A 22,482-nucleotide genomic window follows, 5' to 3' on the forward strand; every position below is an offset into this window, starting at 1 on the left:
AACTGATGAACCAATGAAAACTTTGAAAATATTCTTATTTGTGGCTACGGCCTTGGCAGCAGCATCTTGCAAAGTAGAAGACCCCTTTGTGGACAGAGTTGTTTCGCCTGTATTGCTAGTGTTTGACAATGCCGTGGGCGATGGCGGAGGTTTTACAACTGAGCCTACCGTCACGTCAAAAGCGACAAGTACGCAAGCGACGGTCAGCGTTCGGATTTTTGAATTGGACAAAACCAATATTTTGGATTACAAGAAAGGCATTGACTCTATTCCTCTTACGGGGTTGAGTTTGGCCTTGACGACGCGCACGGGAACAAAAATTGCCGACGTGACAACCGACTCCAAAGGCCGTGCAACGATTACAAAAACGTGGGCTGAATTTGGACTAGCAGCCCCTAAATCTGGAAATACTGTATCACTAACACTGACTGGAAAATACAAGGAGCAAGCGTTTACAAAACTAGCGCGTCTCCAAGCGAATTAGTCAATAGTTGACAGTCCACAGTTGTCAGTCGATAGTTTACAGTCCATAGTCAATGGTCTAATCTATCGACAGTGGACTATGGATGACTCGACTACCATGGACTATTGACCATCGACCGTGGACTATTGACTTAAAGATTATTGGTGGGTTTGAATAATCAATGATTGAACTGACAACGCCGAGGCACTCGTCTCGGCGTTGTTTTTTTATTTTTTTAGTAAAACATAAGTAAAGTTCTCGTTAAACTAACTTATGGCATAAATTAGCGTTCTAAATGACATAATTCATGCGATTCAAACTCACGTTAGCCCCCGTTAGAGACCGTCAGCGTTTAGTGTTCAACTACCAATATCCCCTGCAAGCGTGGATTTATGGTCGCTTGGCCAATGCCGACGCTGAGTATGCTGGTTTTCTGCATGAACGGGGCTACCAAGTACCCGAGAGTCGAAAGGCGTTTAAGCACTTTACTTTTTCAGCTTTGCAAATACCCAGCATCGAACCCATTAAGAAAGGTGATACGTATATGGTGCTGCGTTCGGGTGTTTTGACGTTGTATATTTCATTTTATGTGGACAAAGCGGCCGAAAATTTTATCGTTGGGCTGTTTCAACAGCAGCAACTGAGCATTTATAATCGAGAATGTAGGGCCGATTTTGTGGTAGAACGCGTGGAGACAGCGCCCTTGCCCGCGATGGAAAGTTCGATGACATTTCGTACGCTGTCGCCGATGGTTGTGGCCCAAAAAGTAGATGATTTGGATCAATATTTAACCCCAACGGACGCTGATTTTGGGCGATTTTTTGCGGTGAATTTGGTCGATAAACTGCGTTCGGTGCAACCTTCCATGGAGATGGACGCGGCGATTGCCGAGCGACTGGTCAAGTTTGAGTTGCTAAGCGACCCTGAACGGATAAAAAAGCGAGGTTTTCTGGCCAAAGAAGGCAAAGAGAAGGAGCAAACAAAAGTAATTGGTTATCACAATTTTACGTTTTCCCTGACCGCCCCGCCCGAACTCATCGAGGTAGGCTATTTGGGAGGATTTGGGAAGTATTGTTCGATGGGATGTGGGTGTGTAGAGGTGGTGGGATGAAGGGTTTTGGAAGTTAATTTTTAGAAAAAGAAAATGCGCTAGGTTAATGAATTTGAGTTATGAATAAATTCAACGATAATAGTCCAAAATACCGCTTGTTGGCAATTCTCAAGCTCCTCATTGAGAGCCCGTACCAATATACGAGAAGGACATTGGCGACCATGTACAACGTTGTCCCCGATACTATCAAAAAGGATTTTGAAGAGCTTCGTGATGCCGATTTTAATGTGGAACACGACCATCAATACCGATATGCTATCGTTCCTAACAAGTCGATGCAACACTTAGAGGATATGCTGTTTTTTACAGAAACCGAGAAAGAAATTTTGATGGATGCTCTTGCCAACAATGCCAAAGCTTCTGAAAAAAGAACAAAGCGAATGCAGGAAAAATTGAATGCCATTTATGATGTATCAAAATTGGGAAGTAGCTTGTTTTCAAGGACTTTTCTCTCGAAAGCGAATTTGCTGGAGCAAGCCAAGCAACATAAAAAAGTGGTGAAACTGATCAATTACCGTTCAACGAATAGTAGCGAAGTGTCAGATAGGTTGGTAGAGCCGTTTTCGGTAAATGTAAAAGAAGACATACTTCATGCTTTTGCCATCGAACGCAAGGACATTCGGCATTACAGGATTTCAAGAATTGAGCGAGTAGAATTGCAGGAACTACCTTGGCTATACGAAACGCAACATTATGTAACTGCCACAGACCCTTTTAGGATTGTAAATGACCAAAAAATACGGGTGCATATTCGCCTGCGTGTGGGTGGCTATAACGAATTGATAGAACGCTTCCCGCTTACGCAAGCCTATTTACAACCCTCGGCTGGCGAACCTGGTGTATATGATTTTGAATGTAATGTAAATGAAAAGTTCTTTGGGCTGACCAACTTTATTCTGGGCTATCACGAGCATATCGTTGAAATCGTAGAACCTGAATCGCTCATTGCGCATATCCGAAGGCACATTGCAAAAATAAATTTTTAGAAAATTTGAGGGGTAGGGCGAATAATGAGGGGGGGAGGGGTGAATATTTGAAACAGAAAATTGATTTACGAAAATATGAACATAGAAGAATACTACAAAAAAACATTTTCTGATGGCATTGTTCCATACAGTTATCAGCTTGCCGTAGCTAAAAAACTATTGGAAGGTAAAAATGTAATATTACAAGTCCCAACAGGAGCAGGAAAAACGTGGGCATCTATAATGCCTTTTTTGTATGCGCGAGAATTAGGGCTTGACTCATTTCCTGAAAAAATGATTTATAGTCTTCCTTTGAGGACTTTGACAAACTCTATTTATGAAGATGTTTTTGAAGTTCTTAAAAAAAATGGGTATGATGAAGGAGAAATAAAAAGACAAACAGGAGAATATTCTGATGACCCCTACTTTGAGAAGAATATTATTTTTTCAACTATTGATCAAACGTTAAGTAATTTCCTCTGCTTTCCATTGCCGTTATCACCACGACAAGCCAATATTAATGCAGGGGCATTGATTGGAAGTTATTTAGTATTTGACGAATTTCATTTGTTAGATAGTGAGCTTTCAATGGCAACCACTATTGGTACATTGAAAATGCTCGGGAATCTTTGTAGATGTTGTATAATGACTGCGACACTTAGTGAAGATTTTATGTGCTCTCTCAAAAGTACGTTGGATAATTACGAAATTATCACATTAGATGATTTTGAGGTTGATAAAAGTAGAATAAGGTCTTTACTTCCTACCGAAAATAAGAAAACCGTTTGCGTTTTAGATACAACACTAAATGCAGAAAATGTCATTGAAAACCATAAGGATAAAACAATAATCATTTGTAATCGGGTTGAAAATGCACAAAAAATCTACTATGAACTGATTGAGAAAAAGGAGATAACCGATAATTTGAAGTTCAAAAATGCCGAAATTATCTGTTTACATTCTCGCTTTTTTGATAGTGACAGGAAAGCAAAAGAGAATAAGTTGAAGAACTTATTCGGGAAAAATGCTACCGATACCAATGTGATATTAATAGCAACGCAAGTAATTGAGGCAGGAATGGATATTTCATGTTCAGTCATGCACACAGAAATATCACCAATAAGCTCTTTTTTACAAAGGGTTGGTCGTAATGCTCGCTTTGCAGATGAAATTGGGAAAGTATTTATTTATTCACTTTTGGAGGTTGAAGAGAAAGAACGAATAAAGTTAGAACCAGAAAACAAAGAAGATAAGACTGAGATAGCGAAATTGAATAATAAATATTTGCCTTATGATAAAGATTTATGTGAAAAAACATTCACTGAACTTAAAAAATATCAAACACTTGATGGAAATATTCTAAAAAAACTAATTGAAGCAGTATTAGGCGAAACAGAAAAAGATTTAATTAAAAATATGTCTTCTGGACAAGCTGGCGGATTTAATCAAGAAAAGATTAAACAAAGCTGGAAGGATTGTAAAAAGAATAACTACCGACATACAATTAGAGATATTCAGAGTGTAGAAGTTATTTTAATCAATGAGAACCAAAAAAATGAAGTTGCCAAATATCCATTTCGCTTCCAATCAATTGGTATGTATAAATGGAGCTTAGTTTCATGGCTAAACAAAATTATGAAAGGAGAAGGTGTAAGAAACTATGATATTGAATCGAATACACTTGCATGGACTTTGGAAGAAAATACCTTCTTAGGCGAAATGAATTTTGAAAATGATGAAGATGTTAAATTTACGCTTCAAAAGCTCACTACTCTTGATAAAATCCCAAACCGTTTATTCGTAAATGCCTATTATTTAGGCTATGATGAAGGTATAGGGTTAAACTGGCAATATGAATCTACATTTGATAATTCGTCGCCAAGAAGCGTGTATAAAGAAAAGAAAGATGATTTCAAACCACTTGAAAAAGATACGTTCTATCAGCACAATATGGGCTTAATTGGAGCTTTTGAACAAGAATTTTTGGGAGATAAAAGAAATAAATTGGACTTTGTATTTAAGCAATTGGCTGACTACATTGATATGTCAGAGCTAGAAAAGGATAATTTTATTGAACTGATAAAGTGGATGATTGTTTTACACGACTACGGAAAGCTCAATGAAAAATGGCAAGTGCCCATGCAAAAATACCAAGCATTGAAAGACACCAACTGGGAACTTGAAGTATTGGGACATACAGATTATGACTCAAAGGATGAAAAGGACTTAGCCTTAGCAAAACAGGCAGGACTTAACCAAAGACCTCCACACGCAGGCGTTGGAGCTTATGCTATCCAAGAAGTACTAGATGAATATTATGATAATGCCTATTTAAAAAGTGGTATCTCCATGGCAATAGCAAAACATCATAGCCCAGACTTATCAAAAGCAGAGTATCCAACTTTTAAGATTTCAGAATTTAATTATAACGTTATGCGAAAACTGTTGGCACAGTTCGAGTTAGACTTTGACTTGGAAAAAAATGATACAGAGGGAAGATTGGATGGGTTTATATTAGATGATAGTGATTTTAAGCAGTATGTCATTTATTTGTTTTTTGTAAGGATTCTTAGACTTTGTGACCAGAAAGCGACAGATAATTTTAAAAAATATTTTAACGAAAACTAACATGTATCAAAACTTTTCAATTAAAAAAGAATCTGGCACTTACTCTGAGACATTAGAAGCTTTTGGGGTTGCAAAACTTATATCAAATATTTTCTCAAACCTTAGTATTCAAGGTGTACAAATAAAAATTGAAGATAAGGGGAGTTTTTATTGTGTAAGTAGCAATAAACCTTTAACAAACGAGCTTTTAGATAACTTGTCATATTTCTTGATATTAAAATTTATCAAAAAAGATGCAAGTCAAGAGGTTCCAGAAGGTCTTCTGGTGAATGACTATTTCAATTATCCTGACCAAAAGGTTGAGTTAGATAATTATAAGAAGCGATTTACCGAAATTGAAAGCAATAAGCTCTTGAATGTAGAGCAGAAGAAAGTTGAACGTAAGAAACTAGCAGAAGAAAAACTGTCAGAATTTGGCAAAAAGCTAGATGCTGAGTTTGATGTGTACAGGGAAATAATCAAGAACCCATACGCATCATTTAGTAAACTCTTCGATAACTTTTACCAGAATAGGGACAACTTTAGATTATTGGTTAAAGAGATTTTGAATTTCTATACCGATCAACCTATTGCTAAAAGGTCGTTTAAATTAGCAGATGAAAAGCCAACATCTCAGCAGTTATACAACCCGAATCAAGGGAAAGGGCTGAACCGAGGAAAAGCTAACAATCCTTCAATGGGTAATCTAGACTCAAATTGGATTTCCGAAACGATGAAAATTTCGGGTGCGTTAGACATGATGGTTTGCCAGTATGTAAAAGTTGGTTCTTCGTATGACTTAAAGGTATTTGTCCCCGAGTTTAATGATATTCTATTGCACAAAGCAAAAGATGTTGTGTGTCATTTTAAAAAGCACCTGAAAAGTACTTCACCAATAAAATTGGATATTATAAACATTCTTGATTTTACTGAAAAGTTTATAAAAGAAACACCCGAATACAATAAAGGAAAGGTAAAAAACACAATAAAAGGCTTTCATTCTGTTTATCAAAAGGATTTGGGTCAAAATAAGGCGGTGGCAAATATTGCCTTTATTCAAACTCCAGATTTTGTTGAGTATAAAAATAAGGATGAGAGTTTAGAATGGATTGAAATTCTAAGCCAGCAAAAATCTTTAATATCGAACATTGAAGAATTAGGTGATTCAATGCAAGGATTGCAAGCCTATAGGGATTTTCTTGGAAGTGTATCTAACTCAGCGTTGGGTCATTTTTCAAAATTCAATTACTGGTACTCTGGTTATTTAATGCAACAATTGACCAAAGGGAACAAATTTGTAAGGGCATTTAAAATTGAACATTTAAACAAATTTTATCACAATATGGAACCAAAATTAAGTGAAATTATCAACAATGAAGGTTTTAAGGCCGTCGCGGGTGCTATTAGAAGAAGTACTGTAAGTCTTCAGTACACACCTAAAGACCAACGAAAATTTGATATTCGATATGGTCTAGCTCAGCAGCTTCAAAACAAATCTAAATCAAAGGAGGATTTAGCAACTTTCATTGGTGAGTTTATCAGTACTTATAATGCTGAAACAGGAAGAAATGCTGAAAAGAATGGAGGTAAAGCTCTTAGAGCCAATGTAAAAGAAGGAGAATTGATGAGGTTTTATGATATTTTAGACAGTAATCCTCCTCGTTTAGTAGGTGCATTATTAGCGTCTTATGGCTTTGCTCTTTCATCAAAAGAAAAAGTACAAGAGCCAGACGAAACTGAGCAAACGCAAGATAATCAAGAAGATACTAACCAATAAACACTACCAAAATGGCTGAAGCTAAAAAAATAATTGCCTCAATCTCAATCAGTGGAGAAATTACGCTAAATCTTCATTCTTTAAATAATGAAGGAGGTGAAGGAAATCAAATTATCACTCGTCAAGTAACAATTGTTGATAAAGAAGGGGAAATACATACCGTCAATGCTATCTCTGGCGATATGTTTAAACATATACATGCCGTTCATTTGGCTCAAATTGCTAAAGAACAACAATTGCCTTTGAGCAAATATGCAGAAGCTTTAAATCCGAACAGAATTTCTGGGGAAGAATTAGGGAGTTATTCTAAAAATAGTATTGCTAAAGCGAACGGTACTGCTGCTGATGTTATAGATGCGATGATTGATATTTGTACAGTTTGCGATACGCATGGAATTTTGATTACTGACAAAATTGGAGAGAATAAAAACAGTTCAAACACGCCAAGAAAATCAACAGTTGAATTTGGTTGGACAGTGGGAATCCCCAATAAAACTAATACTGAAAGTTACTTGCATACAAAACTTGTTACGAATGCTGGAAGTACAGAAACAACGGGAAGTAATGAAGGACAAAATATTTTCCATCGTCCCGCCAACCATGGAGTGTATGCTTTCGTCTGTAGTATAGACGTTTACCGTATTGGATTTAATGATATTTCAAGAAAATATCCAGATGGAGTTGATAGAGCCGCGCGCTATAAAGCACTATTGCAAAGTTTATTGAGTTCATTTATTAATCCAAAAGGGGCTATGACGAGCACCCAAAAGCCACATATTACTGATTTTAAAGGAGTTGTTGCAATTTCAAGTAAACTAACTCCTGCTCCAACTATCAGTGCTATAAATGATGGTTACCAAGCTGAAATCACGAAAATTGCTAACAGCTTGAACAAGATAGAGTCAGATATGATTGAACTGAAAAAATTTGATGGCTTAGGTAATCTTGCCGAAATTATTGCAGATTTAATGACGTATGAACCCTACAAAATTTCCTGATGATGAGGTTTTCGGCAATTTTTCAACCAACGACATTATTTTCGCTAAAAGAAAGTAATTCAACGAATAAAGGAGCAAAATCCCTTTTTTTGCCTTCGCCTTATTCTATAAAAATGGCAATTCTTAATCAAGCCATTACGATTGGTGGTGATTTGTCAAAATTAGAGGAGAAAAAAAGTCAAGAATTTGGGTTTATTCGTGACTCAAAAATAAGTTTTTATATACCTGATTCAAATAGTTTTTGTGTAAACAATTCATTTGTTAAAATTCAAGAACCAGTAAGAGAGGGAAGTGGATTTAAGCCAACCATTTCTTTCAGAGAATATGTTTTCATCTCAGACAAGATTGAAATCATTTTTGAAGTTTCGGCAATTGAAGCAAAACAATATCTCTCGAAATATTTGTATAAAATCAATTATTTTGGGAAAAGAGGTTGTTTTTTTCAGTTTTTGGAATTTAATGATAACCCTCCAGAAGCCAATGTTAAGCCATTTGATGCTAAAAAAGGAGTTATGGGAGTCTTACAGTCGTATGACGATTTTGATGAAAAAGCGACTTTTGATAGTGTAAATAGTTACTCCAATTCGACAGTAAAAAGGTCGAAGCAGATATTAGTGTTGCCATTACAAATAGTAGGTGCATCAAAAAGCTTTACATTATTCAAATAAATTAATGACGTTTCCTCGACATTTTGATACACAGGGAAATATCAACTTTCTGTAGAGATGTTGTCTTCAACGTACCTACCCTTTAGCATTTTTTGTAATCCCATTACCATTCCCCCCAACCCCCGTCTAATGCCTAAAAAACTTAGACGGCTATGGGGGAATTGTTTGAGAACAAATACCGTATCGAATCGGCACGGTTAAAAGGATGGGATTATGGGTCGGAAGGGGCCTATTTTATTACCATTTGTACCAAAGACCGAGCACATTTCTTTGGCGAATGTGTCAATGGAAAAATGAAATTATCGACCATGGGGGCAATTGTGCAGGGGTGTTGGTACGACATCCCCGCGCATTTTCCACACATTGCGTTGGGCGCCTTCGTGACGATGCCTAATCATATTCACGGGATTTTGGTATTGGATAAATCGTTGCGGGAACAAAATCGGGGGGACAACGGTGACGACGACGACGTAGAGACGTTGCATGCAACGTCTCTACCCCCCACGAATGCCCCCGCATTTTATCAGGCGATTTCGCCCGATGCAGGGTCGATACCAACCGTAATTCGTTCGTTTAAATCGGCCTGTACCAAACACATCCGTGAAACCTTTCCACAGCAGAATTTTGGTTGGCAAGAACGTTTTTGGGACAATATCATTCGGAACGAAGCATCGTGGGATAGGATTCGTAACTACATCGTCACCAATCCTGCCAACTGGAACAAGGACAAATTTTTTGACCAATGAACATCACTGCGACATTGCTAAACTATTACCAGCTGTGCCACCGCAAAATGTGGCTGCACTACCATGCCATCCGAATGGAACACACCTCGGAGGTGGTGTATGAAGGCAAGCTGATAAGGGAGGAGAGCTATCCTTTTCGGGCCGATAAAAACGAAGAGGTGGAAATATCACTCCCTCTCCAGAAAGGAGATGGCTGGGGTGAGGAGGTTGTCCTAACGGCCAAAATAGATTTTTTTGACGCCAAACGTGGGATTGTCCACGAAACCAAGAAATCGGCAGCCAAAGAATGGGCGCACGTCGCGCAGGTGCAGTTTTATCTGTACTTGTTGCAAAAAAATGGCGTAGAAGTCAGCCACGGTGTTATCGAATACCCCAAATTACGCCAAACCGAACGGGTGACACTTGGCGAAGAGGACGTGCTACGAATTGAAGCCAACATCGAAAAAATCAGGGAAGTGCTCGAACAAGAACAATGTCCGCCAAAGTTGCCGATTTCAAAATGCAAAGCGTGTAGCTATTTTGAATTTTGCTGGGTGGGAGACGAATAACAACCATTGGAAGACAAAAAATGAAAAAAAGCTATTATCTCTTTAACCCTGGCCGCTTGAGCCGTAAAGACAACACGCTCTGTTTTTTGCCCGTTGACGAGGACGGTAACGAAGGACAGCCGCGCTACATTCCCATTGAAGGAGTCGATAACCTGTATTGTTTTGGGAGTTTGGACGCCAACAGCGCGATGTACAATTTTTTGGGTAAAAACCACGTATCGGTTCATTTTTTCGACTATTACGAACATTATACGGGGTCGTTTATGGCCAAAGAGTATTTGTTGGCGGGCAAAATGCAAGTAGAACAAACGCGTCATTATCTCTCCGACAAAAAACGGATGGTCGTAGCCAAGACCTTGGTTGAAGGGGCGGCTTTTAACATGTCCAAAAACCTGAAGTACTACCAAGGGCGTGGTAAAGACGTAGCCAAGCAGCTGGGACAAATCGAAAGTTATACGCCTTTGATTTCCAATGCGGGAAACATTGCGGAGTTGATGGGCATCGAAGGCAATATCCGACAAGCCTATTACGGGGCATTTGGAGAGATAATCAACGATTTTGACATGGGAACCCGCAGCAAGCAACCGCCTCAAAACGAGGTGAATGCGTTGATTTCGTTTGGGAACATGATGTGCTACACGGTATGTTTAGACCAAATTTACCACACCCAACTCAACCCTACCATTAGTTTTTTGCACGAACCTGGGGCGAGGCGGTATTCGTTGGCATTGGATTTGTCGGAGATATTCAAACCGATGTTGGTCGATCGCACGATTTTCAGCGTATTGAACAAAAAACAGCTACAAGCCAGCGATTTTCGGCAGGATATAAACCGCTGTGTGTTGAAAGAAGGGGCAAAAAAGGTATTTGTACAAGCGTTTGAAGAGCGGCTGAAAGAGACATTTAAACATCGTTCGTTGGGTAGAAGCGTGAGTTATAAGCATTTAGTAAAACTAGAGTGTTACAAACTGCAAAAGCACCTGCTGGGTATGGAAGTGTATAAACCTTTTAAAATGATGTGGTAACCCCACCCTGTCTCTCCCCAGTAGGGAGGGGAAAGCGCTATGTATGTAATATTGGTGTATGATATTGGAGAAAAACGAGTGGCAAAGATGTTGAAACACTGCCGCAAGTACCTGAACTGGATTCAAAATTCGGTGTTTGAAGGAGAAATCACGGAGGCGAAGTTGAAAGAAATGTTGATGGGTGCGCGGGCGATTATGAATGAGGACCAAGACAGCGTCATCCTATTTAAGAGTCGGAACGAGCGGTGGCTCGACAAAGAAATTATTGGGGTAGAACGAAGTTCCATTGATAACTTTCTTTGAGGGCAAAGTCGTCGAAGTCGGAAAACGGCTCAAAAGTTCGTTGACATATTGACTATAAAAACCCTTGAAGTTGACGTAAGTGTTTGATAATGAGCAGTCGTCGATGGTCTAGTAAAATCGAGTCATTGGCCATCGACGATTTTTCAGTTGAAAAATACCGCAAAAAACCTTAAAATTGAGCCAAAATAGCCGTTTTTCCAACGGCTTTAAATCGTACCATTTTGGAATTGAAACTCTATGGGTGTAAGTTATTGCTAGATAAATCAAATCTTTAAATCGTACCATTTTGGAATTGAAACGTATTCGTATCCTTACACTGACCCGTCATCGGGACACTTTAAATCGTACCATTTTGGAATTGAAACCAAAAAATAAACTTACCTTACTTACTAAAATAGGTACCTTTAAATCGTACCATTTTGGAATTGAAACTCTGCATCCCCCCGCCCGCAATATCTGTAATAGTACTTTAAATCGTACCATTTTGGAATTGAAACTCATTTTCGGCCTTTGCACGTTCCACCGTAAACGCCTTTAAATCGTACCATTTTGGAATTGAAACCAAGGTGAGCGTACCACTTTTGTTTTTCTTGAAATAGCTTTAAATCGTACCATTTTGGAATTGAAACTTTTGGAAACATCGGTATCAAGAAAAAAGCCCTGCTTCTTTAAATCGTACCATTTTGGAATTGAAACTTGCGAAAAATGGGTTTAACGTCCGATAAAGAAAACTTTAAATCGTACCATTTTGGAATTGAAACAACAGCACAACCGTAATGCCATTGCTTGTACAAATACCTTTAAATCGTACCATTTTGGAATTGAAACTTTTCTTAAATTTTATTGCACAATTAAAGTGCCTGCTTTAAATCGTACCATTTTGGAATTGAAACTAAAGCGTTTAGAGGCTGTATCAAAATAGGTTTGGCTTTAAATCGTACCATTTTGGAATTGAAACCATTTTTCGATTGTTAAGCGCTCTATTTTAACGCCTCTTTAAATCGTACCATTTTGGAATTGAAACCTTGACCAAACTAGCCTATCATTCCAGATACGCATCTTTAAATCGTACCATTTTGGAATTGAAACCGTCCTGCGGTGGTATCTTTCCAATCTCGTTTGATTCTTTAAATCGTACCATTTTGGAATTGAAACAATGTCAGGCGTATAAAATTTAAACTCTATGCTACTTTAAATCGTACCATTTTGGAATTGAAACATGTTATAGACCCCTCGAAGGTAATACCACCAGCGCCACTTTAAATCGTACCATTTTGGAATTGAAACTGAAAAAACAAAGACATGGGATGGAATGGGGCGTTTCTTTAAATCGTACCATTTTGGAATTGAAACACGAAGTTCATTACTACGAAGGACGAACTTGGACACTTTAAATCGTACCATTTTGGAATTGAAACGCGTAAATCCGTTCCAGTGTCTTTTCTACCAAAGGTGCTTTAAATCGTACCATTTTGGAATTGAAACTAAACCTGGCGTACTCTCGGCCTTCATCGTCTGCGAACTTTAAATCGTACCATTTTGGAATTGAAACTGAACACGCACCCTAACTTCATTGACGCTTCACGTAGCTTTAAATCGTACCATTTTGGAATTGAAACATTTGACGGTGGGGAGGTGCAGTGTTTTGATTTGGACTTTAAATCGTACCATTTTGGAATTGAAACCAGTAAACTTGGTAGAGTCTGTATCAAAACAAATTACTTTAAATCGTACCATTTTGGAATTGAAACACAGGTTTTGAAATCTTTGGAGGCGGCAAATGAAAAGCTTTAAATCGTACCATTTTGGAATTGAAACATTTTCCCAAGGATAAAACCAAAAAACGTTGTACTCTTTAAATCGTACCATTTTGGAATTGAAACAAAATTCTGTTGTGGTTATCTCCGTACCAATCAGTTCTTTAAATCGTACCATTTTGGAATTGAAACTGTATCGAATGTTTAAGGACGTGGCAGAGATGGAGGGCTTTAAATCGTACCATTTTGGAATTGAAACGCATCTTGCTTACCTACGAGCGGCACTTTGATAATCTTTAAATCGTACCATTTTGGAATTGAAACTTTTGATTGACTTGTTGTGCATTTAATCCGTACTTTCTTTAAATCGTACCATTTTGGAATTGAAACAGTACTTTTTCCGCTTTTTCGCGGGATGGATCGACTTTAAATCGTACCATTTTGGAATTGAAACCATAGCATCGTCGTTGGCATCGGCACACAACTGCTTACTTTAAATCGTACCATTTTGGAATTGAAACTTTCGAAAATGGTTGAGAAATACGGGCATTTGCTGCTTTAAATCGTACCATTTTGGAATTGAAACATTACGTAAATAACCATTACCAAAATGAACATTAACCTTTAAATCGTACCATTTTGGAATTGAAACAGATTCAATCGGAAGGTATGGCCTCGGAACGTGGCCTTTAAATCGTACCATTTTGGAATTGAAACCAAGCGCAACGAACGCCGCCACGTCTGCTACAACAGCTTTAAATCGTACCATTTTGGAATTGAAACTCAAAATCATGTCATTAACTCAAAAAGATTTTTTTACTTTAAATCGTACCATTTTGGAATTGAAACACAAAGTGAATCTAGGTAAGGCGGCAGAAAAGTACACTTTAAATCGTACCATTTTGGAATTGAAACTATTAAGGGGCGGTTAGTGCTTGTAGTTGGGAGTCACCTTTAAATCGTACCATTTTGGAATTGAAACATCAGAAGAGACGATGATAACAAGCTACCATCATCTTTAAATCGTACCATTTTGGAATTGAAACAAAGGATGAATAAATAGGTGTTATCTTGCTTTTTCCTTTAAATCGTACCATTTTGGAATTGAAACCTTTTAAACAATCTTTCAACCTCAATTTTTACAACCTTTAAATCGTACCATTTTGGAATTGAAACTTTGGCGGTAATCATCACCATGCTTCCGCCTAAGGCTTTAAATCGTACCATTTTGGAATTGAAACATACGTGGACTCCACAAATGATTAATCAAACTGACACTTTAAATCGTACCATTTTGGAATTGAAACAGAGGAGCATACAAACCCGTATGGTTGCCCCAACCCTTTAAATCGTACCATTTTGGAATTGAAACTACACATTGACGCTGTTATTGACATTTTGAGTCCCTCTTTAAATCGTACCATTTTGGAATTGAAACTTGCTGGAGGCGATTTCAATGACATATACACGGTTCTTTAAATCGTACCATTTTGGAATTGAAACAATTCCGTTAAAGGTGTTCTGACTTCTCGGTACTGAGCTTTAAATCGTACCATTTTGGAATTGAAACATTATACGCCTTCAAGCGATGAATTATTTGTAACAAACTTTAAATCGTACCATTTTGGAATTGAAACCCGCTTACGATGTTTAAGTCTTCGTTTGTGAGCGTCTTTAAATCGTACCATTTTGGAATTGAAACGTGCAATCGCAATGGGGAATTTGTGCGAAAGTACAACTTTAAATCGTACCATTTTGGAATTGAAACTTGTTGGGAGTGGTTTAAAGTGTGAGTTTTACAGTTCTTTAAATCGTACCATTTTGGAATTGAAACTTTGGTTGTACTCTTGTTCCTGCTGTGCATTTTTGAACTTTAAATCGTACCATTTTGGAATTGAAACGCACGAAGTTTTCACCGCTGAGCATCAAAATATTTTCTTTAAATCGTACCATTTTGGAATTGAAACTTCGTGATAAGATTGTACTGTCAGCCTTTCCAGCATCTTTAAATCGTACCATTTTGGAATTGAAACATCATCTAATTTATCATCATACTTTATTCCTATAGACTTTAAATCGTACCATTTTGGAATTGAAACGGAGCATATATTTTTACAGATATTAAAGATAAAAACTTTAAATCGTACCATTTTGGAATTGAAACAACGCAATCAAGTCGCTGGTTCACGCTGCATTATAACTTTAAATCGTACCATTTTGGAATTGAAACGTGTGGCGGTAAGTTCTTCTTTCGTTACACCTATAGCCTTTAAATCGTACCATTTTGGAATTGAAACGTTAAAAACGAAGAATTTACCGATCCCAAATACGAGCCTTTAAATCGTACCATTTTGGAATTGAAACAAGTCAAGCCCTAAGAAAGATGGATACGGCAAAGCTTTAAATCGTACCATTTTGGAATTGAAACGATAGGGTAGTGGATTTAGTTTTTCAGAACTCAAGACTTTAAATCGTACCATTTTGGAATTGAAACGAAATGGGCACCGCTTTTCTACCAAACTTTTGGGACTTTAAATCGTACCATTTTGGAATTGAAACGAACAAGACAAAGAGGATGGATATTTTTTGCCCTTCTTTAAATCGTACCATTTTGGAATTGAAACAACGCGGGAAAATTTGGGCATCGCCCAGCCTGGAACTTTAAATCGTACCATTTTGGAATTGAAACTTGCGAACTTCATTTCGGCGGGTGGCACGGTTGACCCTTTAAATCGTACCATTTTGGAATTGAAACTAGACAATTATTTGCATGAAATCTGCAGCGTAGTTCTTTAAATCGTACCATTTTGGAATTGAAACGCCAAAGTTTTATCAGATGGGATAATTTTGGTTGGAACTTTAAATCGTACCATTTTGGAATTGAAACAAAAAAAGGAAACAAAGAACCTGTACAGCAGTGCCATCTTTAAATCGTACCATTTTGGAATTGAAACACGAATACCGTCGCGGCGGCGCTACCAAGGCCGACTTTAAATCGTACCATTTTGGAATTGAAACTTTGCAGCTTGAAATCTACTTTCGTGGCGTTGCTTCTTTAAATCGTACCATTTTGGAATTGAAACGTTGCATTGCCTAGTGCAATCGCCTGCGCACTCGCCGCTTTAAATCGTACCATTTTGGAATTGAAACATAAGTACAACTAGCTCATCGAACCGATTACGGAGTCCTTTAAATCGTACCATTTTGGAATTGAAACTCAACGCCCTGGCTTCTTTCTTTCCAGTCTTGATCTTTAAATCGTACCATTTTGGAATTGAAACCGCTCAAACGCCAACTGATTTTGCTGTGCTACCAACTTCTTTAAATCGTACCATTTTGGAATTGAAACTTGAATATGACTTTGGAGCGCACCCAGCATAAGTTTCTTTAAATCGTACCATTTTGGAATTGAAACTGTTTTTGGCGACGCTACGGGCTTCGTAGAAGATAACTTTAAATCGTACCATTTTGGAATTGAAACACGATAGGGGGAGCCATATACACGCCAAATGTGTAGCTTTAAATCGTACCATTTTGGAATTGAAACCCACCTCCGCCAGCATCACCAGCGTAGAGCTAGTGAGCCTTTAAATCGTACCATTTTGGAATTGAAACAGATGGCAATAAAGCGACTCGTTATGCGCAGCCCAAACTTTAAATCGTACCATTTTGGAATTGAAACTAAATAAATGTACTCCTCCAGTGCCATTTATCGCTCTTTAAATCGTACCATTTTGGAATTGAAACTAGGTTATATTACGAGACTCAACAACTCCTCCCTCTTCTTTAAATCGTACCATTTTGGAATTGAAACAAAGCTCGCTGATCTGCCTAGCGACGACTCAAAACTTTAAATCGTACCATTTTGGAATTGAAACCAGAAAAGAGCGGATTTTGAGCTACGTAACTACGCGTCTTTAAATCGTACCATTTTGGAATTGAAACTAAAATAAGCTATTGTCTTCCAAAGCCATACTTTACTTTAAATCGTACCATTTTGGAATTGAAACGCAGCTTGCCGACAGCGACCCCAAGGCACTAGCCGCTACTTTAAATCGTACCATTTTGGAATTGAAGAGCAGTTTGATTTGAGAAGAGGAGGCTGGTTAGAAAAACAAAAAGTGCCCTAAAATAAATTTAAGGCACTTTTGCGATGGGAACTGTTGTTTGAGTGACCCCGTTAGGATTCGAACCTAAGACCGACAGATTAGAAATCTGTTGCTCTATCCAGCTGAGCTACGGGACCTGTTCTTGTCGAACGCGGGTGCAAAAATAAATGTTTTTGCGACTTTTAACAACATTCTCCCCAAAAATTGTGTATCCCTCCCGAATCTGCCTATTTTTGTGACTTACTAAAGACCCACAAACCAACTATTTAGCGTGTATTTGTATTCAGAAAAAATTGTCGAGGACTTTCAACAAATTTTTGGAAAAACTCCTTCTTTCGTCGTGCGTGCTCCTGGTCGCATCAATCTTATTGGCGAACATACCGATTATAACAATGGGTTTGTGCTGCCCGCGGCTATCGACAAAGCGATTTACTTCGCCATCGCCCCCCGCACCGACCGACTTTGTAAGGTATATGCCGCAGATTTGAACGATACGTTTGAGTTTAGCCTTGATTCGCTCAATAAATGCCCCAAAAGTTGGGCCAATTACCTCATTGGCGTGACGAGCGAACTGATAACGGACGGGTATGTCATTCCGACGGGTTTTGAGGTTGCTTTCGGTGGTGATGTACCAAACGGAGCGGGTCTTTCGTCGTCGGCAGCAGTGGAAAGTGGAATGGGATGGGCGTTAAGTGAGTTATTTGGATTGGCAATCCCGCGTTTACAACTCGCTCTCGTTGCGCAACGGGCTGAACATCACTTCGCTGGACTTCAGTGTGGGATTATGGACATGTTTGCGTCTATCCACGGCAAAGCTAATTCCGTCATTCGCCTTGATTGCCGCGATTTGACGTTTGAATATTTTCCCTTCGATTTTGAAAATTATCAGTTAGTGCTCTGCAACTCGGGAGTAAAACATACGTTGGCCGATTCAGCTTACAACACCCGCCGCCAAGAATGTGAGCAAGGTGTGGCCATTTTACAGCAATTTTACCCGACTATTACCAGCTTACGGGATGTAAAGTTGGCCCAAGTGGAAGCGCATAAAGCCGATTTTTCTGAAAATGTTTATCGCCGTTGTCGGTACGTGACGGGCGAAATTGAGCGAGTCGTAAGTGCGTGTGAAGATTTGCAACGGGGTGATTTAGTGGCTTTTGGAAAAAAAATGTACGAAACGCATACGGGATTGAGTGAGGATTATGAAGTGAGTTGCGTAGAACTTGATTTTTTGGTAGAACAAACGGTTGCGCTGACCGAAGTCTTAGGGGCTCGTTTGATGGGCGGTGGCTTTGGCGGCTGTACCATTAATATCGTCGAAACGGCGCAAGTGGATTCTTTTATCGAAAAGATGACGGTGGCCTACCGCGCGCAGTTTAACAAAAAACTGGTCTGCCACGTCGTGGGTATCACGGAAGGCGTTGCCCGACTAGAAAAGCTATAACGTTACACTAAAAACTCATTCCCATGAATCGTTCAAAAAATTTGCAACGCCTTCAAAATGAAACGTTTGATATTTGTATCATTGGAGGCGGTGCCAGCGGGGCAGGTTGTGCGCTCGACGCGGCACTGCGCGGCTTTAAGGTGGCATTGATTGAAAAAAAAGATTTTGCCTCCGAAACTTCGTCGAAATCGACCAAGCTGATTCATGGGGGAGTACGTTACCTTGAACAAGCGTTTAAAAACTTAGATTTTGCTCAGTTAAAACAGGTACGTCACGGCTTAGAAGAACGCCAAATTGTGCTCCAAAATGCCCCGCATTTGGCCCGACCGTTGCCCCTTCTGACGCCCGTTTTTAGCTGGTTTGAAGGGTTATACTTTACGATTGGGTTGCGGATGTACGACTTTTTTGCCAAAGGGGATGCGTTGCCCAAAAGCCGTTGGTTGAGCAAAAAAGAAACCCTCTTGCGAATGCCTTCGTTGGATGCTAAAAAATTGCACAGCGCAGTTTTGTATTTTGACGGACAGCTCGACGACGCGCGTTACTGCCTTGCCTTGGCCCACGCAGCCGAAGAAGCAGGGGTTGCTGTTGCCAATTATACGGAGTTAGTGGGGGTAAAAAAAGATACCAATGGCAAGCTGACCGAAGCGCAAGTAAGACCCACCGAAGGGGAGGCTACGTTTGGGATAAAAGCAAAATTATTTATCAATTGTACGGGGGCATTGGCGGATCACGTTCGATTGATGGCCAATCCTAAATTATCAAAACGTATTCGTCCGAGTAAAGGGGTGCACGTGGTGTTGCCATACGAAGTGCTGAAAAGTGATGATGCCATGCTGATTCCAAAAACTAGCGATGGGCGTGTCGTTTTTGCGATTCCGTTTGAGGGGCAGTTGTTGTTAGGAACAACTGATACGGATTATAAAGATTTGGACAAAGAACCTATTTTAGATGACAAAGAGGTTGATTTTCTGTTGGATACGCTTACTCGTTATTTGGCCAAACGCCCCGATAAGTCTCAGGTAAAGGCAGGTTTTGGTGGACTGCGACCTTTGCTGGCGGCGAGTGAGTCGGCCTCTACCAAAAAGCTGGTTCGTGACCACGAAGTTGAACACGACCCTACGTCGAATTTGGTAAGTTTATTGGGAGGAAAATGGACAACTTACCGTTATATGGCCAAAGATACCATCGACAAAGCCTGTGAATTGCTGAGCGTTGACCGTGAATGTACAACGGCTCAACATCTCTTAGTTGGTGGTGAAGATTATGCGTTTGAAGATTGGAAAATTATTCAAACGGTATATCGTTTGGCCAAAGATATAGCCAAAAATCTCATTCGTAAGTACGGAAGTCGGGCGCACAAAGTCGCGCGTCTGACGCAAGAAAATATCCTTTGGGCGCAGCGATTGGTGGACAAATACCCATTCATTCAAGCGGAGGTTATTTACCAAGTTCGGGAAGAAATGGCCTTGACCTTGCGGGATGTATTTGCGCGACGTACGCGTTTGGAAATTCTGGATTGGGAGGCTGTTATGGAAGCCCTGCCCGTTGTGGCCGATTTGATGGCGCAAGAATTGGGCTGGACGGCGGAACAAAAACAGCAGCAAATCGACGAATACACGGCTCAACTTCAATCATTTATCAAATCAGCGCAATAAAATGAAAAGTAACAATGCGCTCATTTTAACTAATGGCCTTCTAAGTACCAATGACGCCAAAACGGCTCACGGTCTGATTCGTGGCACGGAGCGATACACCATCGTGGGAGTGATTGATGCACCCACCGCTGGACAAGATGCAGGTGAGGTATTGGATGGCAAAAGTCGCAATATCCCCATTTTTAGTAGCTTGTTGGAGAGTTTAAAGCAGTTACCGTCAGTTGATTATCTAATCATTGGGGTAGCGACGGTGGGAGGGGTGTTGCCACCCGATATGCTCACGATTGTAGAGGAGGCCATCAAAAAGGGGCTTTCCATTGTGAATGGTTTGCACGAATATTTGTCGGAAAAACCTGAAATTGCGGCGCTTGCTGCCCAACATAATGTTCAACTTATCGACGTTCGTAAACCCAAAGCCCGCAAGGATTTGCATTTTTGGACGGGAGAAATTTACGACGTAAGTTGTCCGATTGTAGCGGTGATTGGGATGGATTGCGCTCTAGGCAAACGCACTACGGCAAGGCTGATTCGTCAAGCTTGTGGGGCACAAAACATCAACGCCCAAATGATTTATACGGGTCAAACGGGTTGGTTGCAGGGCGGAAAATACGGTTTTATTTTTGATTCAACGCTCAATGATTTTGTGTCGGGCGAGGTCGAACACGCCATTGTTTCGTGTTGGAAAGAAACCAATGCCGACCTGATTTTGGTAGAAGGCCAATCGTCGCTCCGAAACCCCAGCGGCCCCTGTGGACTGGAGTTTTTGATTTCGGGTCAAGCGAAGTACGTGGTGTTGGTACACGCCCCAAAACGTGTTTATTTTGACAATGAGGCGCATTGGGGTAAAATCCCGTCGGTGGAGTCTGAAATTGAAATCATTGAAAAATTCGGGTCAAAAGTAATTGCGCTAGCCCTCAATACCGAAGGTTGTACCCATCAAGAAGCCCTTGATTTTCAGCAAGAATACCGTTCACGGTTGGCAATTCCTGTGGTGTTGCCTTTGGAACAAGGGGTTCAGGAAATTGTGGAGCAGCTTCAACTACTTTTGGTATAAAATCAACACTTTATGAAAATTGCCCGCGTTCGACCTTTTCTCAAAAAATTGGCATTGAGTAAACCGTATGCCATTGCGGGCTATACGTTTACGGACGCGGAAAATGTTTTCTTGGAAATCGAACTTGAAAACGGCATCGTCGGGCTTGGAGCCGCCAGCCCAGCGGAAGAAGTGGTCGGAGAAACAGGAACGCAGACGTTTGCCCAATTGCAATCGGATTTTTTTCAAGGGTTTGTCGGGCGGGATATTCGTCATTTTAGGCAATTGATATTTGAAACTTGTCAAGTTTTTCCAATGCTTCCTGGTACGCAAGCCGTGGTTGATATTGCGCTTCACGATGCGTTTGGGCAGTACCTTGGAATCCCCATTGTGGCGTTATACGGTCAAAAAATAACCTCACTTCCTACCTCCGTTACCATCGGGATTATGTCGGTAGAGGAAACGCTGAAAGAAGCCGAAGAATACCGAAGGTTAGGTTTTAAAGTGTTGAAAATCAAGACAGGAGAGGTGGTGGAAGAAGACGTTGAACGGGTCTTACGACTGCACGAAAACTACGGTTCTTCATTTAAAATTCGGGTGGATGCCAACCAAGGCTACAGTTTGGAAGAATTGAAACGGTTTAGCAAAGCCACCGAAAAAGTGGGGATTGAGGTCATCGAACAACCGCTAGTGGTAGGAGAGGAGGCTTCGCTTTTATCGCTTGATGCCGAACTAAGAAAGAACCTCGTCGCGGACGAATCGCTCAAAAATGCCAAGGCGGCGTTAACACTGGCGCAACACCCTCAGCCGTTTGGCGTTTTTAATATTAAACTCATGAAGTGCGGCGGAATCCTCAATGCTTTTGAGATTGCTACCATTGCCAAAAACGCAGCTATTGATCTCTTTTGGGGCTGTAACGACGAAAGCATCGTTAGCATTACGGCGGCTTTGCACGCTGCTTTTGCCTGCCCCACTACCCGTTATTTGGATTTAGACGGAAGTTTTGACCTCGCCGAAGACGTGGTTTCGGGTGGTTTTGTGCTGGAGAATGGCTTATTAAGTCTAACAGACAAAGCGGGCTTAGGATTATCATCGGTATCATAGGTCAGACGATAGTCAGACCGAATAAATTGACTTGCTTGTTCGGTCTGACTACCGTCTGACCTATTAGCTAGGTTCGGTCTGACTACCGTCTGACCTATTAGCTAGGTTCGGTCTGACTACCGTCTGACCTATTAGCTAGGTTCGGTCTGACTACCGTCTGACCTATTAGCTA

Annotated in this window: 15 protein-coding genes, 1 tRNA gene and 1 CRISPR repeat array; of the genes, 15 read left to right on the forward strand and 1 reads right to left on the reverse strand. The window is 40.0% G+C overall.

The annotated features are described in order from the left end of the window. Window positions 1–13: 13 nt before the first annotated feature. The 11 genes from FHS57_RS09000 (at window position 14) to cas2 (ending at window position 11,211) form a co-directional block, all read left to right on the forward strand. A complete protein-coding gene (locus tag FHS57_RS09000; RefSeq protein ID WP_183972701.1) occupies window positions 14–484 on the forward strand; it encodes a hypothetical protein in 471 nt (156 codons plus the stop codon). Between the two features lie 286 nt (window positions 485–770). Then, on the forward strand, window positions 771–1,574 hold the full coding sequence (gene cas6 / locus FHS57_RS09005) for a CRISPR-associated endoribonuclease Cas6 (RefSeq protein ID WP_183972703.1): 804 nt from the start codon (window positions 771–773) through the stop codon (window positions 1,572–1,574). Between the two features lie 59 nt (window positions 1,575–1,633). After that, a complete protein-coding gene (locus FHS57_RS09010; protein ID WP_183972705.1) occupies window positions 1,634–2,560 on the forward strand; it encodes a helix-turn-helix transcriptional regulator in 927 nt (308 codons plus the stop codon). A 75-nt stretch (window positions 2,561–2,635) separates the two neighbouring features. Next, the gene (gene cas3, locus FHS57_RS09015; protein ID WP_183972707.1) at window positions 2,636–5,167 is read left to right on the forward strand and encodes a CRISPR-associated helicase Cas3'; all 2,532 of its coding nucleotides are present in this window, start codon (window positions 2,636–2,638) and stop codon (window positions 5,165–5,167) included. A 1-nt stretch (window position 5,168) separates the two neighbouring features. Next, window positions 5,169–6,923 (forward strand): hypothetical protein, encoded by a 1,755-nt coding sequence (locus tag FHS57_RS09020; RefSeq protein ID WP_183972709.1) that lies wholly within the window; start codon window positions 5,169–5,171, stop codon window positions 6,921–6,923. Window positions 6,924–6,934: 11 nt separating this feature from the next. Further along, a complete protein-coding gene (locus FHS57_RS09025) occupies window positions 6,935–7,921 on the forward strand; it encodes a DevR family CRISPR-associated autoregulator (RefSeq protein ID WP_183972711.1) in 987 nt (328 codons plus the stop codon). Continuing rightward, window positions 7,921–8,589 carry a hypothetical protein gene (locus tag FHS57_RS09030; protein WP_183972713.1) on the forward strand — a complete coding sequence of 223 codons (669 nt, stop codon included), beginning with the start codon at window positions 7,921–7,923 and terminating at the stop codon, window positions 8,587–8,589. Before FHS57_RS09025 ends, FHS57_RS09030 begins: the two co-directional genes overlap by 1 nt. A gap of 152 nt (window positions 8,590–8,741) precedes the next feature. After that, window positions 8,742–9,335 (forward strand): transposase, encoded by a 594-nt coding sequence (locus FHS57_RS09035; RefSeq protein WP_183972715.1) that lies wholly within the window; start codon window positions 8,742–8,744, stop codon window positions 9,333–9,335. Next, window positions 9,332–9,883 (forward strand): CRISPR-associated protein Cas4, encoded by a 552-nt coding sequence (cas4, locus tag FHS57_RS09040; protein ID WP_183972717.1) that lies wholly within the window; start codon window positions 9,332–9,334, stop codon window positions 9,881–9,883. Before FHS57_RS09035 ends, cas4 begins: the two co-directional genes overlap by 4 nt. 20 nt (window positions 9,884–9,903) lie before the next feature. After that, entirely contained in the window at window positions 9,904–10,908 is a 1,005-nt protein-coding gene (gene cas1b, locus FHS57_RS09045) for a type I-B CRISPR-associated endonuclease Cas1b (RefSeq protein ID WP_183972719.1), read from the forward strand. 39 nt (window positions 10,909–10,947) lie between these two features. Then, window positions 10,948–11,211: a CRISPR-associated endonuclease Cas2 gene (cas2, locus tag FHS57_RS09050; protein WP_028525640.1), complete on the forward strand. Its 264-nt coding sequence runs from the start codon at window positions 10,948–10,950 to the stop codon at window positions 11,209–11,211. Window positions 11,212–11,415: 204 nt separating this feature from the next. Then, window positions 11,416–17,046: direct repeats of the CRISPR family, unit length 30 nt; unit sequence CTTTAAATCGTACCATTTTGGAATTGAAAC. Window positions 17,047–17,140: 94 nt separating this feature from the next. Here the strand turns inward: cas2 and FHS57_RS09055 are convergent. Further along, a tRNA-Arg gene (locus FHS57_RS09055) sits at window positions 17,141–17,214 on the reverse strand. Between the two features lie 134 nt (window positions 17,215–17,348). Here FHS57_RS09055 and galK point away from each other — a divergent pair. From galK to FHS57_RS09075, 4 genes are read left to right on the forward strand one after another with little or no spacing between them, the layout of a single operon-like run. Beyond that, window positions 17,349–18,518: a galactokinase gene (gene galK / locus FHS57_RS09060; protein ID WP_310586985.1), complete on the forward strand. Its 1,170-nt coding sequence runs from the start codon at window positions 17,349–17,351 to the stop codon at window positions 18,516–18,518. 23 nt (window positions 18,519–18,541) lie between these two features. Further along, the gene (locus FHS57_RS09065) at window positions 18,542–20,173 is read left to right on the forward strand and encodes a glycerol-3-phosphate dehydrogenase/oxidase (RefSeq protein WP_183972721.1); all 1,632 of its coding nucleotides are present in this window, start codon (window positions 18,542–18,544) and stop codon (window positions 20,171–20,173) included. Window position 20,174: 1 nt separating this feature from the next. Beyond that, complete coding sequence (locus FHS57_RS09070; RefSeq protein WP_183972723.1) at window positions 20,175–21,227, forward strand: N-acetyltransferase DgcN family protein; 1,053 nt, start codon at window positions 20,175–20,177, stop codon at window positions 21,225–21,227. A 12-nt stretch (window positions 21,228–21,239) separates the two neighbouring features. Next, the gene (locus FHS57_RS09075) at window positions 21,240–22,310 is read left to right on the forward strand and encodes a mandelate racemase/muconate lactonizing enzyme family protein (protein ID WP_183972725.1); all 1,071 of its coding nucleotides are present in this window, start codon (window positions 21,240–21,242) and stop codon (window positions 22,308–22,310) included. Window positions 22,311–22,482: the final 172 nt, after the last annotated feature.

This window comes from Runella defluvii (assembly GCF_014195535.1).
Classification (GTDB): Bacteria; Bacteroidota; Bacteroidia; order Cytophagales; family Spirosomataceae; genus Runella; species Runella defluvii.

Coding starts and splice junctions, on each gene's coding strand:
- FHS57_RS09000 (WP_183972701.1), top strand. CDS start 14: ATGAAAACTTTGAAAATATTCTTATTTGTGGCTACGGCCTTGGCAGCA.
- cas6 (WP_183972703.1), top strand. CDS start 771: ATGCGATTCAAACTCACGTTAGCCCCCGTTAGAGACCGTCAGCGTTTA.
- FHS57_RS09010 (WP_183972705.1), top strand. CDS start 1,634: ATGAATAAATTCAACGATAATAGTCCAAAATACCGCTTGTTGGCAATT.
- cas3 (WP_183972707.1), top strand. CDS start 2,636: ATGAACATAGAAGAATACTACAAAAAAACATTTTCTGATGGCATTGTT.
- FHS57_RS09020 (WP_183972709.1), top strand. CDS start 5,169: ATGTATCAAAACTTTTCAATTAAAAAAGAATCTGGCACTTACTCTGAG.
- FHS57_RS09025 (WP_183972711.1), top strand. CDS start 6,935: ATGGCTGAAGCTAAAAAAATAATTGCCTCAATCTCAATCAGTGGAGAA.
- FHS57_RS09030 (WP_183972713.1), top strand. CDS start 7,921: ATGATGAGGTTTTCGGCAATTTTTCAACCAACGACATTATTTTCGCTA.
- FHS57_RS09035 (WP_183972715.1), top strand. CDS start 8,742: ATGGGGGAATTGTTTGAGAACAAATACCGTATCGAATCGGCACGGTTA.
- cas4 (WP_183972717.1), top strand. CDS start 9,332: ATGAACATCACTGCGACATTGCTAAACTATTACCAGCTGTGCCACCGC.
- cas1b (WP_183972719.1), top strand. CDS start 9,904: ATGAAAAAAAGCTATTATCTCTTTAACCCTGGCCGCTTGAGCCGTAAA.
- cas2 (WP_028525640.1), top strand. CDS start 10,948: ATGTATGTAATATTGGTGTATGATATTGGAGAAAAACGAGTGGCAAAG.
- FHS57_RS09065 (WP_183972721.1), top strand. CDS start 18,542: ATGAATCGTTCAAAAAATTTGCAACGCCTTCAAAATGAAACGTTTGAT.
- FHS57_RS09070 (WP_183972723.1), top strand. CDS start 20,175: ATGAAAAGTAACAATGCGCTCATTTTAACTAATGGCCTTCTAAGTACC.
- FHS57_RS09075 (WP_183972725.1), top strand. CDS start 21,240: ATGAAAATTGCCCGCGTTCGACCTTTTCTCAAAAAATTGGCATTGAGT.